Origin of the sequence: Halorubrum trueperi, from assembly GCF_042662525.1 — an archaeon.
Classification (GTDB): domain Archaea; phylum Halobacteriota; class Halobacteria; order Halobacteriales; family Haloferacaceae; genus Halorubrum; species Halorubrum trueperi.
Genome location: NZ_JBHSXI010000001.1, coordinates 766332 through 780827 on the forward strand (window position 1 = coordinate 766332; position 14496 = coordinate 780827).

General features: G+C 55.0%; 21 protein-coding genes. 9 read left to right on the top strand and 12 right to left on the bottom strand.

The window, feature by feature from the left end:
• The first annotated feature begins 149 nt into the window (after positions 1 to 149).
• Positions 150 to 2699 (top strand): PAS domain S-box protein, encoded by a 2550-nt coding sequence (locus tag ACFQEY_RS03930; protein ID WP_379764977.1) that lies wholly within the window; start codon positions 150 to 152, stop codon positions 2697 to 2699.
• A gap of 13 nt (positions 2700 to 2712) precedes the next feature.
• Here the strand turns inward: ACFQEY_RS03930 and ACFQEY_RS03935 are convergent, their stop codons facing one another.
• Positions 2713 to 3621, bottom strand: coding sequence for an ADP-ribosylglycohydrolase family protein (locus ACFQEY_RS03935; protein WP_379764979.1), 909 nt, complete (start codon positions 3619 to 3621; stop codon positions 2713 to 2715).
• Positions 3622 to 3820: 199 nt separating this feature from the next.
• On the opposite strand from ACFQEY_RS03935, the gene ACFQEY_RS03940 reads away from it, so the two are divergent.
• Positions 3821 to 4036 carry a hypothetical protein gene (locus tag ACFQEY_RS03940; RefSeq protein WP_379764981.1) on the top strand — a complete coding sequence of 72 codons (216 nt, stop codon included), beginning with the start codon at positions 3821 to 3823 and terminating at the stop codon, positions 4034 to 4036.
• Between the two features lie 23 nt (positions 4037 to 4059).
• Here ACFQEY_RS03940 and ACFQEY_RS03945 read toward each other — a convergent pair whose 3' ends face one another.
• Entirely contained in the window at positions 4060 to 4356 is a 297-nt protein-coding gene (locus ACFQEY_RS03945; RefSeq protein WP_379764983.1) for an AbrB/MazE/SpoVT family DNA-binding domain-containing protein, read from the bottom strand.
• Positions 4357 to 4399: 43 nt separating this feature from the next.
• Between ACFQEY_RS03945 and ACFQEY_RS03950 the strand changes: the two genes are divergently transcribed.
• On the top strand, positions 4400 to 4594 hold the full coding sequence (locus ACFQEY_RS03950) for a hypothetical protein (RefSeq protein WP_379764985.1): 195 nt from the start codon (positions 4400 to 4402) through the stop codon (positions 4592 to 4594).
• Positions 4595 to 4686: 92 nt separating this feature from the next.
• Here ACFQEY_RS03950 and ACFQEY_RS03955 read toward each other — a convergent pair whose 3' ends face one another.
• From ACFQEY_RS03955 to ACFQEY_RS03980, 6 genes are all read right to left on the bottom strand, one after another.
• Positions 4687 to 4962 (bottom strand): hypothetical protein, encoded by a 276-nt coding sequence (locus ACFQEY_RS03955; protein WP_379764987.1) that lies wholly within the window; start codon positions 4960 to 4962, stop codon positions 4687 to 4689.
• 160 nt (positions 4963 to 5122) lie between these two features.
• Positions 5123 to 5728, bottom strand: a complete 606-nt coding sequence (locus ACFQEY_RS03960; protein ID WP_379764989.1) for a site-specific integrase — start codon at positions 5726 to 5728, stop codon at positions 5123 to 5125.
• Between the two features lie 118 nt (positions 5729 to 5846).
• Positions 5847 to 6098 (bottom strand): type II toxin-antitoxin system HicA family toxin, encoded by a 252-nt coding sequence (locus tag ACFQEY_RS03965; RefSeq protein WP_379764991.1) that lies wholly within the window; start codon positions 6096 to 6098, stop codon positions 5847 to 5849.
• Positions 6099 to 6359, bottom strand: coding sequence for a type II toxin-antitoxin system HicB family antitoxin (locus ACFQEY_RS03970; protein ID WP_379764993.1), 261 nt, complete (start codon positions 6357 to 6359; stop codon positions 6099 to 6101).
• 102 nt (positions 6360 to 6461) lie between these two features.
• Positions 6462 to 6656: a hypothetical protein gene (locus ACFQEY_RS03975; RefSeq protein WP_379764995.1), complete on the bottom strand. Its 195-nt coding sequence runs from the start codon at positions 6654 to 6656 to the stop codon at positions 6462 to 6464.
• A gap of 216 nt (positions 6657 to 6872) precedes the next feature.
• Positions 6873 to 7211 (bottom strand): hypothetical protein, encoded by a 339-nt coding sequence (locus tag ACFQEY_RS03980; protein WP_379764996.1) that lies wholly within the window; start codon positions 7209 to 7211, stop codon positions 6873 to 6875.
• A gap of 293 nt (positions 7212 to 7504) precedes the next feature.
• Here ACFQEY_RS03980 and ACFQEY_RS03985 point away from each other — a divergent pair, with 293 nt between their 5' ends.
• On the top strand, positions 7505 to 7897 hold the full coding sequence (locus tag ACFQEY_RS03985) for a DNA adenine methylase (RefSeq protein ID WP_379764998.1): 393 nt from the start codon (positions 7505 to 7507) through the stop codon (positions 7895 to 7897).
• 128 nt (positions 7898 to 8025) lie between these two features.
• On the opposite strand, the gene ACFQEY_RS03990 is transcribed toward ACFQEY_RS03985, so the two are convergent.
• A complete protein-coding gene (locus tag ACFQEY_RS03990; RefSeq protein ID WP_379765000.1) occupies positions 8026 to 8313 on the bottom strand; it encodes a hypothetical protein in 288 nt (95 codons plus the stop codon).
• Between the two features lie 181 nt (positions 8314 to 8494).
• Positions 8495 to 9190 carry a hypothetical protein gene (locus ACFQEY_RS03995; protein ID WP_379765002.1) on the bottom strand — a complete coding sequence of 232 codons (696 nt, stop codon included), beginning with the start codon at positions 9188 to 9190 and terminating at the stop codon, positions 8495 to 8497.
• Between the two features lie 234 nt (positions 9191 to 9424).
• On the opposite strand from ACFQEY_RS03995, the gene ACFQEY_RS04000 reads away from it, so the two are divergent.
• Entirely contained in the window at positions 9425 to 9784 is a 360-nt protein-coding gene (locus ACFQEY_RS04000; protein ID WP_379765004.1) for a hypothetical protein, read from the top strand.
• A gap of 19 nt (positions 9785 to 9803) precedes the next feature.
• On the opposite strand, the gene ACFQEY_RS04005 is transcribed toward ACFQEY_RS04000, so the two are convergent.
• On the bottom strand, positions 9804 to 10223 hold the full coding sequence (locus ACFQEY_RS04005; protein ID WP_379765006.1) for a DUF8036 family membrane protein: 420 nt from the start codon (positions 10221 to 10223) through the stop codon (positions 9804 to 9806).
• Positions 10213 to 10506: an ArsR/SmtB family transcription factor gene (locus ACFQEY_RS04010; RefSeq protein WP_379765008.1), complete on the bottom strand. Its 294-nt coding sequence runs from the start codon at positions 10504 to 10506 to the stop codon at positions 10213 to 10215. The genes ACFQEY_RS04005 and ACFQEY_RS04010 overlap by 11 nt, the downstream gene beginning before the upstream one ends.
• A gap of 424 nt (positions 10507 to 10930) precedes the next feature.
• Here ACFQEY_RS04010 and ACFQEY_RS04015 point away from each other — a divergent pair, with 424 nt between their 5' ends.
• The 4 genes from ACFQEY_RS04015 to ACFQEY_RS18745 all read left to right on the top strand — a co-directional run bounded on the left by ACFQEY_RS04015 (position 10931) and on the right by ACFQEY_RS18745 (position 14486).
• On the top strand, positions 10931 to 12139 hold the full coding sequence (locus ACFQEY_RS04015) for a COG1361 family protein (RefSeq protein WP_379765010.1): 1209 nt from the start codon (positions 10931 to 10933) through the stop codon (positions 12137 to 12139).
• Positions 12136 to 12813 (top strand): ABC transporter ATP-binding protein, encoded by a 678-nt coding sequence (locus ACFQEY_RS04020; protein WP_379765012.1) that lies wholly within the window; start codon positions 12136 to 12138, stop codon positions 12811 to 12813. Before ACFQEY_RS04015 ends, ACFQEY_RS04020 begins: the two co-directional genes overlap by 4 nt.
• The gene (locus tag ACFQEY_RS04025) at positions 12810 to 13955 is read left to right on the top strand and encodes an ABC transporter permease (RefSeq protein ID WP_379765014.1); all 1146 of its coding nucleotides are present in this window, start codon (positions 12810 to 12812) and stop codon (positions 13953 to 13955) included. The genes ACFQEY_RS04020 and ACFQEY_RS04025 overlap by 4 nt, the downstream gene beginning before the upstream one ends.
• 201 nt (positions 13956 to 14156) lie before the next feature.
• Positions 14157 to 14486, top strand: coding sequence for a DUF8036 family membrane protein (locus tag ACFQEY_RS18745; RefSeq protein WP_465261629.1), 330 nt, complete (start codon positions 14157 to 14159; stop codon positions 14484 to 14486).
• The last annotated feature ends 10 nt before the right edge of the window (positions 14487 to 14496 follow it).

Sequence of the window (14496 nt, forward strand, 5' to 3'; positions counted from 1 at the left end):
ACGACGAGGCTTTCTCCTCGAATTTCCGTAACCCCAACTGCCGATATCACCGCCGAGGGGACCACCAATTCACAAACTTGGTTTTGCTGGAACTGATCTGTATGCTAATACCTAACATACTTAATGTCTGTGAGCGTTAGAACCGAATTATGGATGAGACGATGAGCGGGGCAACTGGCAGAATTCGCGTTCTTCACGTGGATGATGAGCTGGATCTCGCAGACTTGGCCGCGACATTTCTTGAACGAGAGGATACTCAATTTACCGTCGAAACCGCAACCAGTGCTAGCGACGGGTTGGATCGACTTGCCGATACCGAGTTCGACTGTATCATCTCTGATTACGATATGCCCAGTCAGAACGGCATCGAGTTCCTCGAAGCCGTCCGCAACGAGTATCCGACTCTCCCATTTATTCTCTACACGGGGAAAGGGTCTGAGGAGATCGCTAGTGAAGCCATTTCCGTGGGGGTTACCGATTACCTGCAAAAAGAAAGTGGCACTGATCAGTACCTCGTTTTAGCGAACCGAGTCAGAAACGCTGTCGAGCAATACCGTTCCCAACAGGCGCTCACCAAGCGCAATCGAGAATTGCGGCGCTACAAGCAGATGATCAACTCGATGCGTGAAGCCGCCTGTATCTACGATTCCGAGGGAAGATTCGAACTCGTCAACGAGTATCTGGCTGAGTGGTACAACACAACCCCAGAAGAGCTTGAAGGCGACCACAGTACACTCATCCACCAAATCCGTGAGCAAGCAGATGGTGATCCATTTCAGGACCTACTGTCGGGTGAGCGGCGTGAAATCCGGGGTGAGCTCGACAATACCTTCTCTGCCCACGGGTACGCGGTGCTGGAGTATCGCTTGACGCCATTACGGGTGGCTGGCACCGTAGAAGGAGTCGTCGGCATCGCCCGTGACATCACCGACCGCAGGAACCAACAAGCCGAACTCGAACGGAAGAACCGGGCCATGGATGCGGCACCCGTGGGCATCACCATCAGTGATCCCTCTCAAGACGACAACCCACTCACCTATGTTAACGACCGCTTCACGGAGTTGACAGGATACGCTGAGGAAGACGTCCTCGGCTCCAATTGTCGCTTGCTCCAGGGTGAACACACGAGCCCTGAGACGGTCGCTCGAATGCGAGCGGCGATCGACACCGAAGAGACCGTGACTGTCGAACTCCGGAACTATCGGCAAGACGGCACCGAGTTCTGGAATCGTGTCTCGATTGCACCAGTGTACGGGGAGGACGGCACACTCACCAACTACGTCGGCTTCCAGCAGGACGTGACCGGAGAGAAAACGCGCGAACAGGAATATGAACGGATGGTCGAACTGCTCAACCAGACCGAACAGATTGCTGATGTCGGTGGCTGGGAAATCGATCCCACGACAGAAGCCGTGTTTTGGACCGACCACCTGTTTGAGATGCTTGGCGTGGAGTACGATGAGGAACCGTCGCTACACGACGCACTGGATGTGTACCTCACAGAGGATCGCCCCCGTGTTGCGAACGCCGTTGAGGACGCCATCGCGGCTGGAGAGCCCTTTGATGTGGAAGCACGATTTCAACGCCCGGATGGTGAACTCCGCTGGTTTCGGATCCGCGGCGAACCAACGACCGAAGATGGCGAGGTGGTGACGCTCCGTGGTGCGGTCCACGATATTACCACCCACAAGGAGCGTGAGCAGGAACTGAGGCAAATCCGAGAGGAGTATGAGGCCTTGTTTAACGGTATGAACGACGCGGCCTGGGTCATTAACACCGACACCGAATTTCTCGCGGTGAACGACGTAGCTGTGGAGCGAACCGGCTATACGAGAGCGGAACTCTTGTCGATGCGCCCCCACGATATTGATGCTGGCCTTGACGACGATGCTATTACTGCCCTCATCACGGATATGCCGGCCGATGAAATTCAGGTATTCGAGACGATCCGGGAGACAAAAGACGGCGAGCAGATCCCCGTCGAAATCAGTTCGAGTCTAGTTACCTACCAGGGCGAAACTGCGGTTTTGAGTATCGGCCGAGATATTTCGGATCGCAAGCAACGCGAGAAACAGTTAGAGCAATTTGCGTCGATTGTCAGCCACGATCTCCGAAATCCGTTGACTGTTGCCGCCGGACGACTGGAGTTAGCCCGCGAGGGGTGCGACAGCGAGCATCTTGCCGATATCGCCCGTGCACACGAACGCATGAACGCCCTGATCGATGATCTCCTAACACTAGCACGGGAAGGAGAACCAGCAGGGAGCGCTGAATCGATCGATCTGGCACGTCTCACGGAGAGGTGCTGGAAGAACGTCGCCACCGGTGAAGCGACACTCACGATTGCGAGTGACCGACGCATTCACGCCGACAAAAGTCGTCTCCAACAACTTCTTGAGAATCTCATACGGAACGCAGTCGAACACGGCGGCGAGGATGTAATCATCACCATCGGAGAATTAGCCGATGGGTTTTATATCGAAGACACTGGTCCTGGGATTCCCGAAGCCGAGCGGGCTGACGTATTTGAGGCTGGCTACTCTACCACAGCGGACGGGACTGGCTTCGGATTGCCCATCGTCAAACAGGTGGCGCACGCCCACGGCTGGGACGTGCGTGTGACCGACAGCTCCGATGGCGGGGCACGGTTCGAGATTACCGGCGTTGAATTCAGTAATGATGTTCAAGAGAGGTTGTAGAAGCGCGCGTCCGTCATGGCATCTCCACAAGTTGGTCTGCTATCGATTCGAGTTCGCCAATTTCGTCGATAGCGTCAAGCCACCGATCAGGAAGCGCTGATGCGCCGAACCGCGCACCGGCGACCGCACCCGCAATCGCCCCGATCGTGTCGGTATCTCCACCGCGATTGACCGCAGTTACGATCGCCTCCTCGGCACTCTCAGCGGACAGCCCATCGTGGAGTACCGTCTGTAGCGAGTGGACGACGTACCCCGACGTCTCCAACGTGTCGGGTGAATCGCCACGAGCGAGCGGTTGAAGCGCCGTCACAAGCTCATCAGGCGCACTTGTTCCGACGCTGTCAAGCGCGTCCTGTAACGGCGTGTCCGCGTCGTCGAGGAGGCCCGCCACCGTGAGGTTCAGCACTGTGCAGCCGTACGTACACCGTGGGTCAGCGTGCGTGATCTGCGAGGACTGCCGACTCACCTCCACAAGTCGATCCCAGTTCATCGCGTACGGAATGGCAAGCGGCGCGCATCGCATCACGCTCCCGTTCCCCGCGTTCTGGCCTTCAGGGCTCGTCTCCCAGACGTGCTGACCTGCTTCCTCCCACCCGTCACCGTGTTTGAGTCGGCTGAGCGACTTCATCGTCATCCGCCCGATGTCGAACGGGTTACTGTCGTACCACGCGACGAACTGCTCGGCAATGTCTGACGGATCGAACTCGTGTTGCTCGGCGAGGCTCCGTGCGATACACAGCGCTTGCTCGGTGTCGTCCGTGATCGTCCCAGCAGGCTGGTTCCACGTTCCGTGTCCCATCATCTCGTCGAACCGCCCGTGCTCAGCACGAATCCCGGATGAAGACATAAACTCGACCGGCCGGCCAAGCGCGTCCCCACAGGCTATCCCACAGAGAACACCACGAGCTTGTTCGATATCCATACGTCACACAACACAAGTCCCAACGAAAAGTGTCGGGTGAGAAGTACTGCTTCGCTGTGTCACCGTAGAAATCAGGGAAGCCGAGAGTACAGTGTTAATTCTACACCTGCCGGCGTCTGCGATCGCGTCGAATAGCTCTCTCAACAGAAACCGGAATCGGAATTCTAATGGCCGAATGGTTGTAACACGGGATGTCCGAATGTCAGAAGAGAGTAGTTCAACCCACGTACCCAGTCAGCCCGTTATTGTCCAAGAAGATTCCCATCAGAACGAAATTCCGGAGAATATCGACTCAGAGCTGTATTCGGCAGATAGCCCCACTAACTCGTTCCATGAGTTCACAATCAAACGTGGAGATGCGCTTGTTGAAGCACTTCGAAATAACGGCTACACAGTTGAGTTTAGAGACCGGTAACGTCTCAACATCGAAGATGGCCGTCATCCATCTTGCTCTGACAGCCCATTCTTCTCATCGGTCTTCTGTTTGTCTCGATCTCGCTCGTCACGGAGGTCCATCGTGGCTGATCTCTCTTCTTTTTCGCCCTCAGACGCAAGTACGCCGCGGACTTCGGACGGGCGCTTGACTGATTGAATCACAACCTCTCCTTCCTCAGTTTCAATAAACTGGACTCGTCCCGGCGTGTCGATGTTGAGTTTGTCACGAAACTCTTGGAGAATCGTCGTCTTCCCCTTGCTCGTGACAGTGACGATCGTTCCGTCGTCAAGATTGCTCATAAGTACAGAGGTGGATTTGATACTACTTTGATCTTTGGCTCTGTTGGAATTCTTGCTCGTCGTACAAGAAGAATTGCCGGCCGACGATTTCCAAGATTCCGCGAGCTATTATGGTATCGAGGACGTCGTGACGGAACTCGTGGAATTTCTTCGCTCAGAAGGAGAGACCGCATCGGACAACACACCACGATGGGAAGAGTTCGAGACACTGGCTTCCGACTACGAGGTTGATCTCTGAGCCGCGAACCAACGTTCGCTCGTCCGCGATCCGCCGCTAGTTCTGTGAACTTGCGGGCCTTATTTGGAAGCGAGAGCGTGAAAAGACGGCTACTATTCCTGCATCAACCTACGCAGGTTTTGTTGAGTGTTTCTGCCCTCATTGACCTCAAAGTCGGTCCCTTCTGCGATACTTCTCATTGAACCCATCAACCCTCGAGATATCGGTGAAAGTTCCGCTATTGCGAGTCCGCCGGCGCTTGATTGTTTCTCAAATACGAGGCCACTATCGTCCTCAAACTGCATCATCAGGTAGTGGCCACCGTTTCCGTCACTGAATTCTTTGAACGAACTCAGTTTCTCCTTGAACTGCTCCGCATTACTTCCCATAGTCTAGGGATGAATACTCAATGGACTTATAACATAACGGCGAACCAATCATTCTATGATTTTGACAGCCCGAGATAGACCGCTAGCTATGCATGCCTACTAACGGCTGATCCAGCGACGAAAGTGGTGAGCTATAGAATATCAATAGAGACCGTTCTTCTCACGCGAATCCGGCCTCTTCGAAAGCGTCGTTCACGACATCAGGCGTCGGCGCGTTCAGGTACGGTTCGATCGCCTGGAAGGAATCCCACCCGCCGACCTGCATGACGACGCGTGGGTTCACCTGCTTATCGACGAGGAGTCGCTGTGCGAATCGACGCCGGAGATCGTGGCTCGACACGTGGCGAAAGTCCTGGTCGCCGGTTGCCTCGGCCGCGCGCTCGGCCGTGCGCTTGACCACTGCCCGGACGCCGCTCTCTGATAGGTCGACGATCAGCTCGTGTCGACCGACGTCCTCCGAACGGACGTACCGGTGGATGTCGCCCTCGACCTCTCGCGGGAGATAAGCATCACGAGGTTTCCCACCGCTTCCGGTCGTGTCCTTCCCCTCCGGCACGCGGAGCCGGAAGTGGTCGCCGTCTGGCGTGCGTTTGACGTGTGTCGGTGCGACCTGCGGGATCTCGAAGGCCCGGAGCCCAACGAACCCTCCGAGCTGTATCACCAGGTCGTCGCGGTGACTCCCCGCGGCGCGGCGAAGTTCCTCGATCTCATCGTCCGTGAGCCAACACTTGTACTGGTCTGACTTGCCGGTCGCCTCTAAGCGCATGTGAACTTCCAAAAGAAGATAGCACTTAGTACGGCAGAACCGACGGGGTTCCCGGCACGATCAGGGCGGATTCGGGGGGTTCGTTGACGACTTGTGTAAGAAGTCGACAGCTCGAAGCTCACCGATGCTCGTCGATCCATTCACACCACGCGTGGAAGTCCTCGGCTCCGCACTGGTCCGCGATCGACTGAAGCGTCCCGATCGGGATCTCGTCTTCGGACGCCATGGGAACAGTCACGATTCGAACTTCGTCCGTATCTGGTGACTCGTAACGCATCTTCAGGTGACTGCCGACGCGACCGACACGCTTGTATCCGAAATCGTGGAGTACCGACGCGATATCTCGCCCGGAAAAGTTCGTCCGGACCATTCACTGCATGAATTCTGGAAGTTCCTTGTCGCCGGGCTCCGCGTCCTCGAGGCCCCACTCTTCGAGGTCCTCTTCGGTCACGGGCTCGCCGCCACCCTCGTGAAGTTCGATCGCCTCCGCGAGCATCCGGAGGGCTTCCGCCTTCGTGTCGCCGAACGACGCGACACCTGTCTCGATATCCGTCGCGGTGATCGAGCCGTCATCCTCGTGAATGAACTCAACGCCCTCCCCATTGGATGCGTCGCGTGTCGCACTCGCCATACTCTTCCTTCGCGGACCGCTCGAATAAGCGTTCTGTCGGATACGACCCGGCAAGTGTGAGAATTCGCGAGTCTCTCGAATGAGTAGATCTGTAGCCACGCCTCAGATCGGCGTTACTGCGACCTGGACATCCTCGTCCATCGTTCCTACAATATGTACCTCGCACCAACCGGACGGGATCGCATCCCGGGCTTGTTCCTCCGAACCGTGGTAAACTCCGGTGTAAACCTCGTCCTGTTCGTTTATCCGCTTAATGCCAGCCTCTTCAAGTTCGTCCGCTTTGTCGTCGTGGGCCATAACACGGCTCAACCAAGTGGCTCCCTTATTAAATTTGTATGCCAACCTCCCGTTTCATGACCTAAAAGTAGCTAAATCTGGACTTACTCGTTTTCGTCAGTAGGCATAATTACTTATCTCTGCTTACTTCAGGTAAGCGAAGTTTGCTATTATATCCACCACGGACGACTGAGGCCACAGAGATCCTGACTTTTCCCGTTTCTACACGCGAGCGTATCAGCGATACCGCGGGTGGACCCACACCAGCCCGCTACCGTACGCCTCGACCCATGCCGTAGGATCGTCGAGCTCACGTTGGAGAAGTTCCTGTACACCGGCGTAGACCCCATGTTTGTCGAATTGAACAGCGACAAGCGATTGTGAAGCGGTCTCGTAGTAGATCGCCCGCTCGGCTTCGTGCCCGATGCCGACGAGGTCTCGACCCTCCTCGAACCTGAATAGATTCTCAGCCATTTTCGCGCTGTGGACACCCGATCGCTGAAGCTGTAGCTCTTCAGCGAGGTTCACAAATACGTCGCGGCGCCGAATCCTCTCTCCCGAGTTCGTCGTTGCCATATCTGTACCACTGGCAGTCAAGGTAAAGGACGTGAGCCAAGGGCACAGAGTGAAACTGGAAGTAAACAGGGAGAAGGATATGAGGGTTCAACTCACCTGAGTTACTGGCGTGATAGCGACCCTCTATCCTGTGTCTGCCGGCGTGTATTGTTTCGTAGGGGCCTGAGATTTTTCGACTTGTGAGAAGTCAGCAGCGTCTTTGTGGCACCGGACTTTATCCAACAGGCCACCAGTTTTGATGCTGACCGAACGGTCTACCAAATACTTACTTACGTATTAATTGATGAGTAGCTGTGAGCTCCGACATCCAGTACTACTGTTATCCTCGGACGCAGTCACCGCCAGAGTTCGCCGACCGGTTCGCGGAGATCGTCGTCGAGAATCTCGACTGGGCCGACGTCTTCGAGAAGTACGACAGCGCGGAGACGGTGTTCTACTGTGATCCGCCGTACGTCGGGTACGAGGACTACTACCTCGTGAACACGATCGCCCACGAGGCGCTCGTCGACGGGCTCACGGGATTGGAGGGGGACTGGATCTGCTCGTACGAGGACCTACCGGACGGGTTCGAGGACGTGTACGTGCTCGACCGCGACGAGAAGCGATTCATCAATAACGGAAAGAGCGGATCGGCCAAGGACGCGAAAGAGCGGTTGGTGATGAACTTCGATCCGGAAGGAGTGTGAGCAGACGGGTTGGACCGACCGGGCTAACTCCTCCTAGTGGGCTCTCTGTACGAGGGCTCTATGAAATCCCGACTTACTGAATAGGCACGAAATAAGAGCGAGGAGCGGAACGAGGCTTCTATAGTCCCCTATGGACGATTTTCGTTCCAGTCTGGCGCGGATCCGTGCTTCTCGACGTGCCGGTCGTAGTGGGCGCGCTCCATCTTCTTGTGATTCGAGAGGAAACCAGCAGTCTTGAACCGGAACCCGTTCGGATCCTTACCCAATTGGGTGAGGAGGCGTTCCTGTAGGTTCTTGCTGCTACCGATGTACTTGGTTTCCCCGAATGACTTCAATTCGTAGACGCCCGCCTTCTGGGGGACTTTCGACTTGATCTTCGCTTCTGTCGCCTTGGTGTACGGTTTGCTGATCGGCATGGTTGTCGTGTCTCCGTTTTTGTTTCAATGGGAGACATGTCAACTGAGGGGCTGCACGGTATTGAAAATCCCGCAACCGGGGTGAAAGTAAAACCGGAAGAAGACGCCGCCATTGGTTGTGAGAAGGATCTATCAACAACGAAAAGTCAGGTAAGGAGAGAATATCTCCAAGACTGCTAATTCAGGTTTCTTCAGTAAATATCTCCAGTTCGGCCCTGACGTACCCGTATTTCTCCATCACCCTTTGGATGATCCGAACACAATCGTTTGCGGAGAAGTTCGTTTCGAGGTACAGATCGGTATCGGGAATCTTTCGCGGTTTGACGAGATCGGACTGGTGTCCCTCTTCCACGAAGTAGCTCCGCGTTCGCCCCTCGATCTCCGTGATCGCCTCGTGGTCGTCAGTGTCGCAAAGGATCGTCGCGACGCCCACCGTGAGCGCGTCCGCCCAGCTGTCGACATCGTGCGTCTCGCCGAGAATCTTGATCACCGAGGGCGTCATTCCGGTGTAGTCGTCAACGTCGTCGGACTCGTTCGCCGCCGGCTCCTCGACGAGGTCCTCGCGGCTGGTGTTTCGGAGGAGCTTGTTGACCGTCTCCGCGAAATCCTGGTAGGCGCCTTGCAGGAAGACGAACTTCTCGCTCTGCTTGTCGTACGCGTACTTCTCGGCGACCTCGTGAACGCCACGTTCGGCCGTGGACAGGTTCTTGTCGGGATTCGGTATCCACATGTCGAGCAGCTCGATGTCTCTGTTGCCCCTGCTGTACTGTCTGAGGGTGTTGTCGATGTTCGTGGACTTGCCGATCTTGATGTCCATTATCTTCAGGCCCGAATACTCCAAGTGGGAAATTCTGATTGCGTAGACAACTTCATTCATAGACAGGTCTTGCGTGACTGGTCTCTTGAGGTTTTCCCGACACTGTTGAAATCTCCCTGAGCAAACATTCGGAAGCGTGCTCTTCACACGTTTCGTGGGTCCTATCAAACATTGAATTACTAACAAATCACAGAACATGAAGAGACATTCAATAGAGACAATCAGTTTTGAGTTAGATATGTAATGTGATGGATCAGGTAATAACTATGTACGCTGGTCAAGTAGTAGATAACCATGTCCTCTCCAGGCTACGATATCATATCTTCTAGCGATTTTGACCGTGAAGAATTTGAGTCATTATTCGGTGAAGGTGAATTAGATGTCGACAAACAGATTGAACAGTTGCGTAAGTGTATCGAAGATCGCAACCGAAAAATACTACTTGAGAAGATCGCGATTGGAACCTATTTGTCTGGTAACGCAGCTGCATTAGAAATTCGAGATGATATGGTTGGTTTACCGCCAGCCCTCGCTGAATTTGTTATCGGCCATTTCATTGTCGCAAATAATGTCGACGATCAAAATCCAAGTTATGGAAGTTACAAGGCTAAAACCCCGCCTGAAGGGCGGGATTCTCTCCTCGAAGAAAGATAGCCGACTAGCTCTCTCGCAGTCAGGTTTGACTCTGGTATAGTAATACCACGATCGCAATACCGATGAACAAGTCCGGAAGGAAGCCAAACACGCCGATATCCGGACGAGGACTGAACCCAAACACCACCTGCACGACAGGGTTCGACGTAAATGCATAGAGCAAAAGCGTGAGGCTAAGCAGAAGGAGACTCCGCGTGTACTTGTTCGGCAGATCCCGATAGAGGGTGATGTAAATCGCTGTGAGAGTGAGGAGTAGGAGGAAATTGAGTGTCGTGATAAATACCTTCATCTGGAGGAGCATCGCTATTTCAGGCGGGAGCATACCCCACGGTGGCGTATACAAACGCTCGGGCAACACGAATACGAGGCCGAATGCCAGGATAATCGCGATGCCCGTTACGAGCGCTGTTATCGATCGCGGTTTGAGGTCACGTTTCATTGGTATCAATGTCCGTTTGCTCCACAACCTCTTCGAGGATGTCGAGGTTGTGTGTCATTCTGTCAGTGAGAAAGTACAGTTTTCCGTAGTCATCTCCTTGCGTGGTCACGATATTGTTCTCCTCCAAAACTTCTAGGTGGTGTTGGACCGTTTTGTAGTTCAGGTCCAATTCATTTGACAGCTGATTAGTGTTCATTGGACGTTCTTCCAGCGTGCGGACGATCCGTAACCGGTTTCGCCCGCCACGGGAGCCCCCAATGAGCCACCATAGCAACTGTCGCATTTAACAACATCACAGTTGACTCGGCTTATATAGGTTCGTCTTTCTACAGATAAGCAAGGCGAGTGCCTCGGAGCTTGATCCCGAGGGTGAAGCCGACACTCAAACGTGTTCTGTACGTTCGATGTACCGTTCAATCGTTTTCCGCTCGGTTCTCGATCTGAGTGATTCCTTCGCGGTGTCGAGAGAACCAATCGTGGGGTTGCAAGAACGCCTCTTTCTGATTCTGTGCTGAATTTGTGCCTCTCGTGTGCCTGATTACTGTCTAAATTCGGAAATAGAATTTAACCCCCCAATGCCTCAACCCACTCGTGATAGCGACATATACGACTCTGACACGCTTTTGGAGCATTCTCTGTCAATCCCGTATCATTTCCCAAACACTGGCTTCGGTCATTAACCCCCAGCGTAGCGGAGGGGAAAGAGTATGACATCGAAGCGTTCAATCACTATCGCTGCCATCCTCATGGTCCTCGTTGCCAGTACTGGGGCCAGCGTGCTAACTGCCTCGGCAGCGCAGCCAAACGTGCAGATATCGAACGTGACGACGACGCCAAGTGAGCCGACGACTGGCGAAAGCGTCACCGTCGAGACGACGATATCGAATCTTCAGGGTGGAAATGAGACCGTCAAGGTAACCGACATTTACCTGCGGACATCGAGTAGTTCGGATACACATGCTCGGGTTGAAGACACTGGTTCGGTTGCTCCTGGTGGGTCACTAACGATCCCGCTGACGACGACATTTGAGAGCGCAGGTGAGAAGCAACTCACCGTACACGTTGTTGTCCAAGACGAGAGCGGAGGCCATCACTCCTACGAATACCCCGTCTACATAGACGTCAGTGAGCCGGATGACAGGGCTGGTCTCTCGGCGAGTGCGGGGAACGATTCCAGTACTACCGAGGTGGAATTGACGAACTACGGCAATACTAACTTCTCAAACGTCGAGATTACGGCCACCACGAGCGGTAACATCTTCGGCCAGGAGTATCTTTTCGACGTCAATCCAGGGACAAGTCAGTCAACAGTCTTCGATACCGAAAACGTCTCCGACGAAACGGTAACGTTCACTGCGAGCTATCGTGCTGCTGGAGAGGATCGAACAGTCTCCGACACCATTGACCCGAGTGATGACCAGGTATCGGGAGAGATTGGGCTTACTGGTGTCGAAACCACGGGCTCCGGGACGAGTCTAACGGTCAACGGCGAAGCCGCGAACGTCGGGGGTACCGATACCGAATCGGTCCTCATTAGCGTCCAAGACACTGAAAGCGTCAGCCCCACAGCGCCATCGGGAGAGTACTTCGTTGGAGCCGTTGATTCCAGCGAGTTCGCCGCCTTCGAACTAACCGCAGACATCGACTCGAACGTCTCCTCGATACCGGTGGAGGTGACGTACATCGTCGATGGTGAGCGGACAACGACGACCGAACAAATCGATGTTGCGTCCACGAACGCGTCTGTCTCTGGGAGCGGTAACCAGGCAGCTGCCGCGGCTGGCGGACAGGGAGGACAGGGACCGCCCGGTGCGGGCGGCCAGCCGGGCCTGCCGCTGACGGAACTTGGCATCGGAGTGGCCGTATTACTCGTCGGTGGCGTCGGCTTCATGGCCTATCGATGGCGACAGCAATGAGTGTCATCGAACTTCACGACATCGTGAAGCGCTATCAGAGCGGTGAAGGGACCATTGAGGCGCTCAAGAGCGTCGATTTCAGCGCAGAACGCGGTGAAATGGTCACCGTGATCGGTCCGTCAGGGTCCGGAAAGAGTACTATGCTCAACATGATCGGATTGCTCGACAACCCAACTGAGGGCTCGGTTCGCCTTGACGGCCGTGACGTGACTGACTTCACGGAGGACGAGCTCACCGAAGAGCGTCGGACTGGTATCGGGTTCGTGTTCCAGGACTATCATCTCCTCCCGATGCTGACCGCGACCGAGAACGTTGAGCTCCCCTCCATGTGGGATACCTCAGTTGACCGCCACGACCGCGCGGTCGATCTCCTCCGCAGAGTCGGTCTTGGCGACCGTCTAAATCACACGCCCGGACAACTTTCGGGCGGCCAGCAACAGCGGGTTGCCGTCGCACGATCACTCATCAACGAACCCGACATCTTGCTCGCCGACGAGCCCACAGGCAATCTTGATCAGGATACTGGAGAGACCATTCTCACAGAACTGACGCGACTGAAAGAAGACGAGAACGTTGCGATTGTCTCAGTAACGCATGATGACCAAATGCTTGACTACACGGACAGTACAGTTCGGATCGTCGATGGAGTGATTCAGGAGGTGAGCCGCGCGTGAGCGTTGCGGACCTCCTGTGGCGGTTCCCGAGTGCGTTGATGGCGTGGCGTAATCTCGGTCGAAATAAGCTGCGAACGGCACTCGCCGCGCTCGGCATCATTATCGGCGTCGTCGCAATCTGTTCGCTCGGCATGGCCACCGTCGCGCTCGAACAGCAGGCGTCGTCGCAACTCGGCGACATCGGAAATGACGTGACCGTCTCCTCGGGCCAGGACAGCGACACTGACGGAGTGACAGAAGATCAGGTCGCGGCCATCGAGAGCAGCATCACTGACACGCAAGTGGTCCCACAGAAGACGAACTCGACGACACTTGAGGCGAGAAACGGGGAAGAAGCGAGGGTGAGCGTCACGGGAGTGACAGAGGCGAGTGCGCTGTACAATCTGACGACGGGAGAGGCTCCCGACCGGTTGCAGTCAGGCGCGCTGATTAGCAACGACACAGCGGACACACTCGGCCTTGAAGTCGGTGATCCAGTCGAATACGACGGGCAGCTCTACCGAATCAGTGGGTTCATCGAATCGGAGCAGTCGTTCGGTCCCGGCGGCGGTGGCGAACTCGTAATACCACCGTCCGGCCTCTCTGACCAACAGCACTACGACACGGTGACGATTGTCGCAAGTGACGGGGATGCGGCCAATGAAATCGGGAATACGCTGGACAACCGATTCAACACCGAGGATGACGAAGAGCTGAGTATCCAGACCATCAGCGGTGCCCAGAATGTCGGCGGATTCATCGACACGTTGTCGACTGCGCTTATGGGTATCGGTGCTATCTCCCTCGTCGTCGCAGGCGTTGCCATTCTCAACGTGATGCTGATGAGCACGGTCGAACGCCGCGGCGAGATTGGTGTGCTGCGCGCAGTCGGGATCCGTCGAATCGAAGTGTTGCGGATGATTCTGGCTGAGGCAGCGCTTATGGGTGCCTTGGGCGGTTTCATTGGCGTGATCATCTCGCTCGGCGTGGGTATGTTGGCGTTCCAGATGCTGACGGACAATGCGATGGGCGCATTGGGTTGGAGCAGTTCACAGTATCTGGTGTACGGATTCGGGTTCGCCGTCTTCGCAAGCGTGTTGAGTGGTGTGTATCCAGCGTGGAAAGCAGCCAACGACCCTCCGGTTGAGGCGCTTGAAGCGTGAGTATGTCGGATCGACAATCCCCTCTTCACGCGATCACGGCTTGGTTGTTTGCTCCACGGAACCAGGAAAATTGGGGATACCACTTCCGAAGCGGAAGGAAGCACGGACTCAAACCATCCTTCTAGAGTAATGAGTGTACGTCGCACAATCACCCAAACCACACTCCTCGTCGGACTAGCCGCCGCCCTCTCGCTCCTCGTGATGTACCTTGCTCTCCCCCCGTTTTCCCGACCTCTGCGCCCAAGTTTTACGGTGCTGCTTCAAGTGAAACTCTTTCTCTCGACCTTCACAATCTGTTTACTCGCCATCTTACTGTGTAATTACGTCAATATGTATCGATCGATGCCAAATCCGTTTACTCGATCCCTAATTGTGTTCACCGTGCTACTCGGCTTCTATGCGCTCTCCTCCAACCCTATCCTCCCACTTCTTTTTGGGTTTAGAATGATGGAAATTGGGCCTTTTACATATCTCCCAAATTTATTCACTAGTGCCGCAGCTATTATTCTCCTCTATCATAGCCTGAAGTAAAAGATGAGTC

Excerpts from the sequence above, each read along its gene's own strand:
- ACFQEY_RS03930 (WP_379764977.1), top strand. The coding sequence starts at position 150 with ATGGATGAGACGATGAGCGGGGCAACTGGCAGAATTCGCGTTCTTCAC.
- ACFQEY_RS03935 (WP_379764979.1), bottom strand. The coding sequence starts at position 3,621 with ATGGATATCGAACAAGCTCGTGGTGTTCTCTGTGGGATAGCCTGTGGG.
- ACFQEY_RS03940 (WP_379764981.1), top strand. The coding sequence starts at position 3,821 with ATGTCAGAAGAGAGTAGTTCAACCCACGTACCCAGTCAGCCCGTTATT.
- ACFQEY_RS03945 (WP_379764983.1), bottom strand. The coding sequence starts at position 4,356 with ATGAGCAATCTTGACGACGGAACGATCGTCACTGTCACGAGCAAGGGG.
- ACFQEY_RS03955 (WP_379764987.1), bottom strand. The coding sequence starts at position 4,962 with ATGGGAAGTAATGCGGAGCAGTTCAAGGAGAAACTGAGTTCGTTCAAA.
- ACFQEY_RS03960 (WP_379764989.1), bottom strand. The coding sequence starts at position 5,728 with ATGCGCTTAGAGGCGACCGGCAAGTCAGACCAGTACAAGTGTTGGCTC.
- ACFQEY_RS03965 (WP_379764991.1), bottom strand. The coding sequence starts at position 6,098 with ATGGTCCGGACGAACTTTTCCGGGCGAGATATCGCGTCGGTACTCCAC.
- ACFQEY_RS03970 (WP_379764993.1), bottom strand. The coding sequence starts at position 6,359 with ATGGCGAGTGCGACACGCGACGCATCCAATGGGGAGGGCGTTGAGTTC.
- ACFQEY_RS03975 (WP_379764995.1), bottom strand. The coding sequence starts at position 6,656 with ATGGCCCACGACGACAAAGCGGACGAACTTGAAGAGGCTGGCATTAAG.
- ACFQEY_RS03980 (WP_379764996.1), bottom strand. The coding sequence starts at position 7,211 with ATGGCAACGACGAACTCGGGAGAGAGGATTCGGCGCCGCGACGTATTT.
- ACFQEY_RS03990 (WP_379765000.1), bottom strand. The coding sequence starts at position 8,313 with ATGCCGATCAGCAAACCGTACACCAAGGCGACAGAAGCGAAGATCAAG.
- ACFQEY_RS03995 (WP_379765002.1), bottom strand. The coding sequence starts at position 9,190 with ATGAATGAAGTTGTCTACGCAATCAGAATTTCCCACTTGGAGTATTCG.
- ACFQEY_RS04000 (WP_379765004.1), top strand. The coding sequence starts at position 9,425 with ATGTCCTCTCCAGGCTACGATATCATATCTTCTAGCGATTTTGACCGT.
- ACFQEY_RS04005 (WP_379765006.1), bottom strand. The coding sequence starts at position 10,223 with ATGAAACGTGACCTCAAACCGCGATCGATAACAGCGCTCGTAACGGGC.
- ACFQEY_RS04010 (WP_379765008.1), bottom strand. The coding sequence starts at position 10,506 with ATGCGACAGTTGCTATGGTGGCTCATTGGGGGCTCCCGTGGCGGGCGA.
- ACFQEY_RS04015 (WP_379765010.1), top strand. The coding sequence starts at position 10,931 with ATGACATCGAAGCGTTCAATCACTATCGCTGCCATCCTCATGGTCCTC.
- ACFQEY_RS04020 (WP_379765012.1), top strand. The coding sequence starts at position 12,136 with ATGAGTGTCATCGAACTTCACGACATCGTGAAGCGCTATCAGAGCGGT.
- ACFQEY_RS18745 (WP_465261629.1), top strand. The coding sequence starts at position 14,157 with ATGTACCTTGCTCTCCCCCCGTTTTCCCGACCTCTGCGCCCAAGTTTT.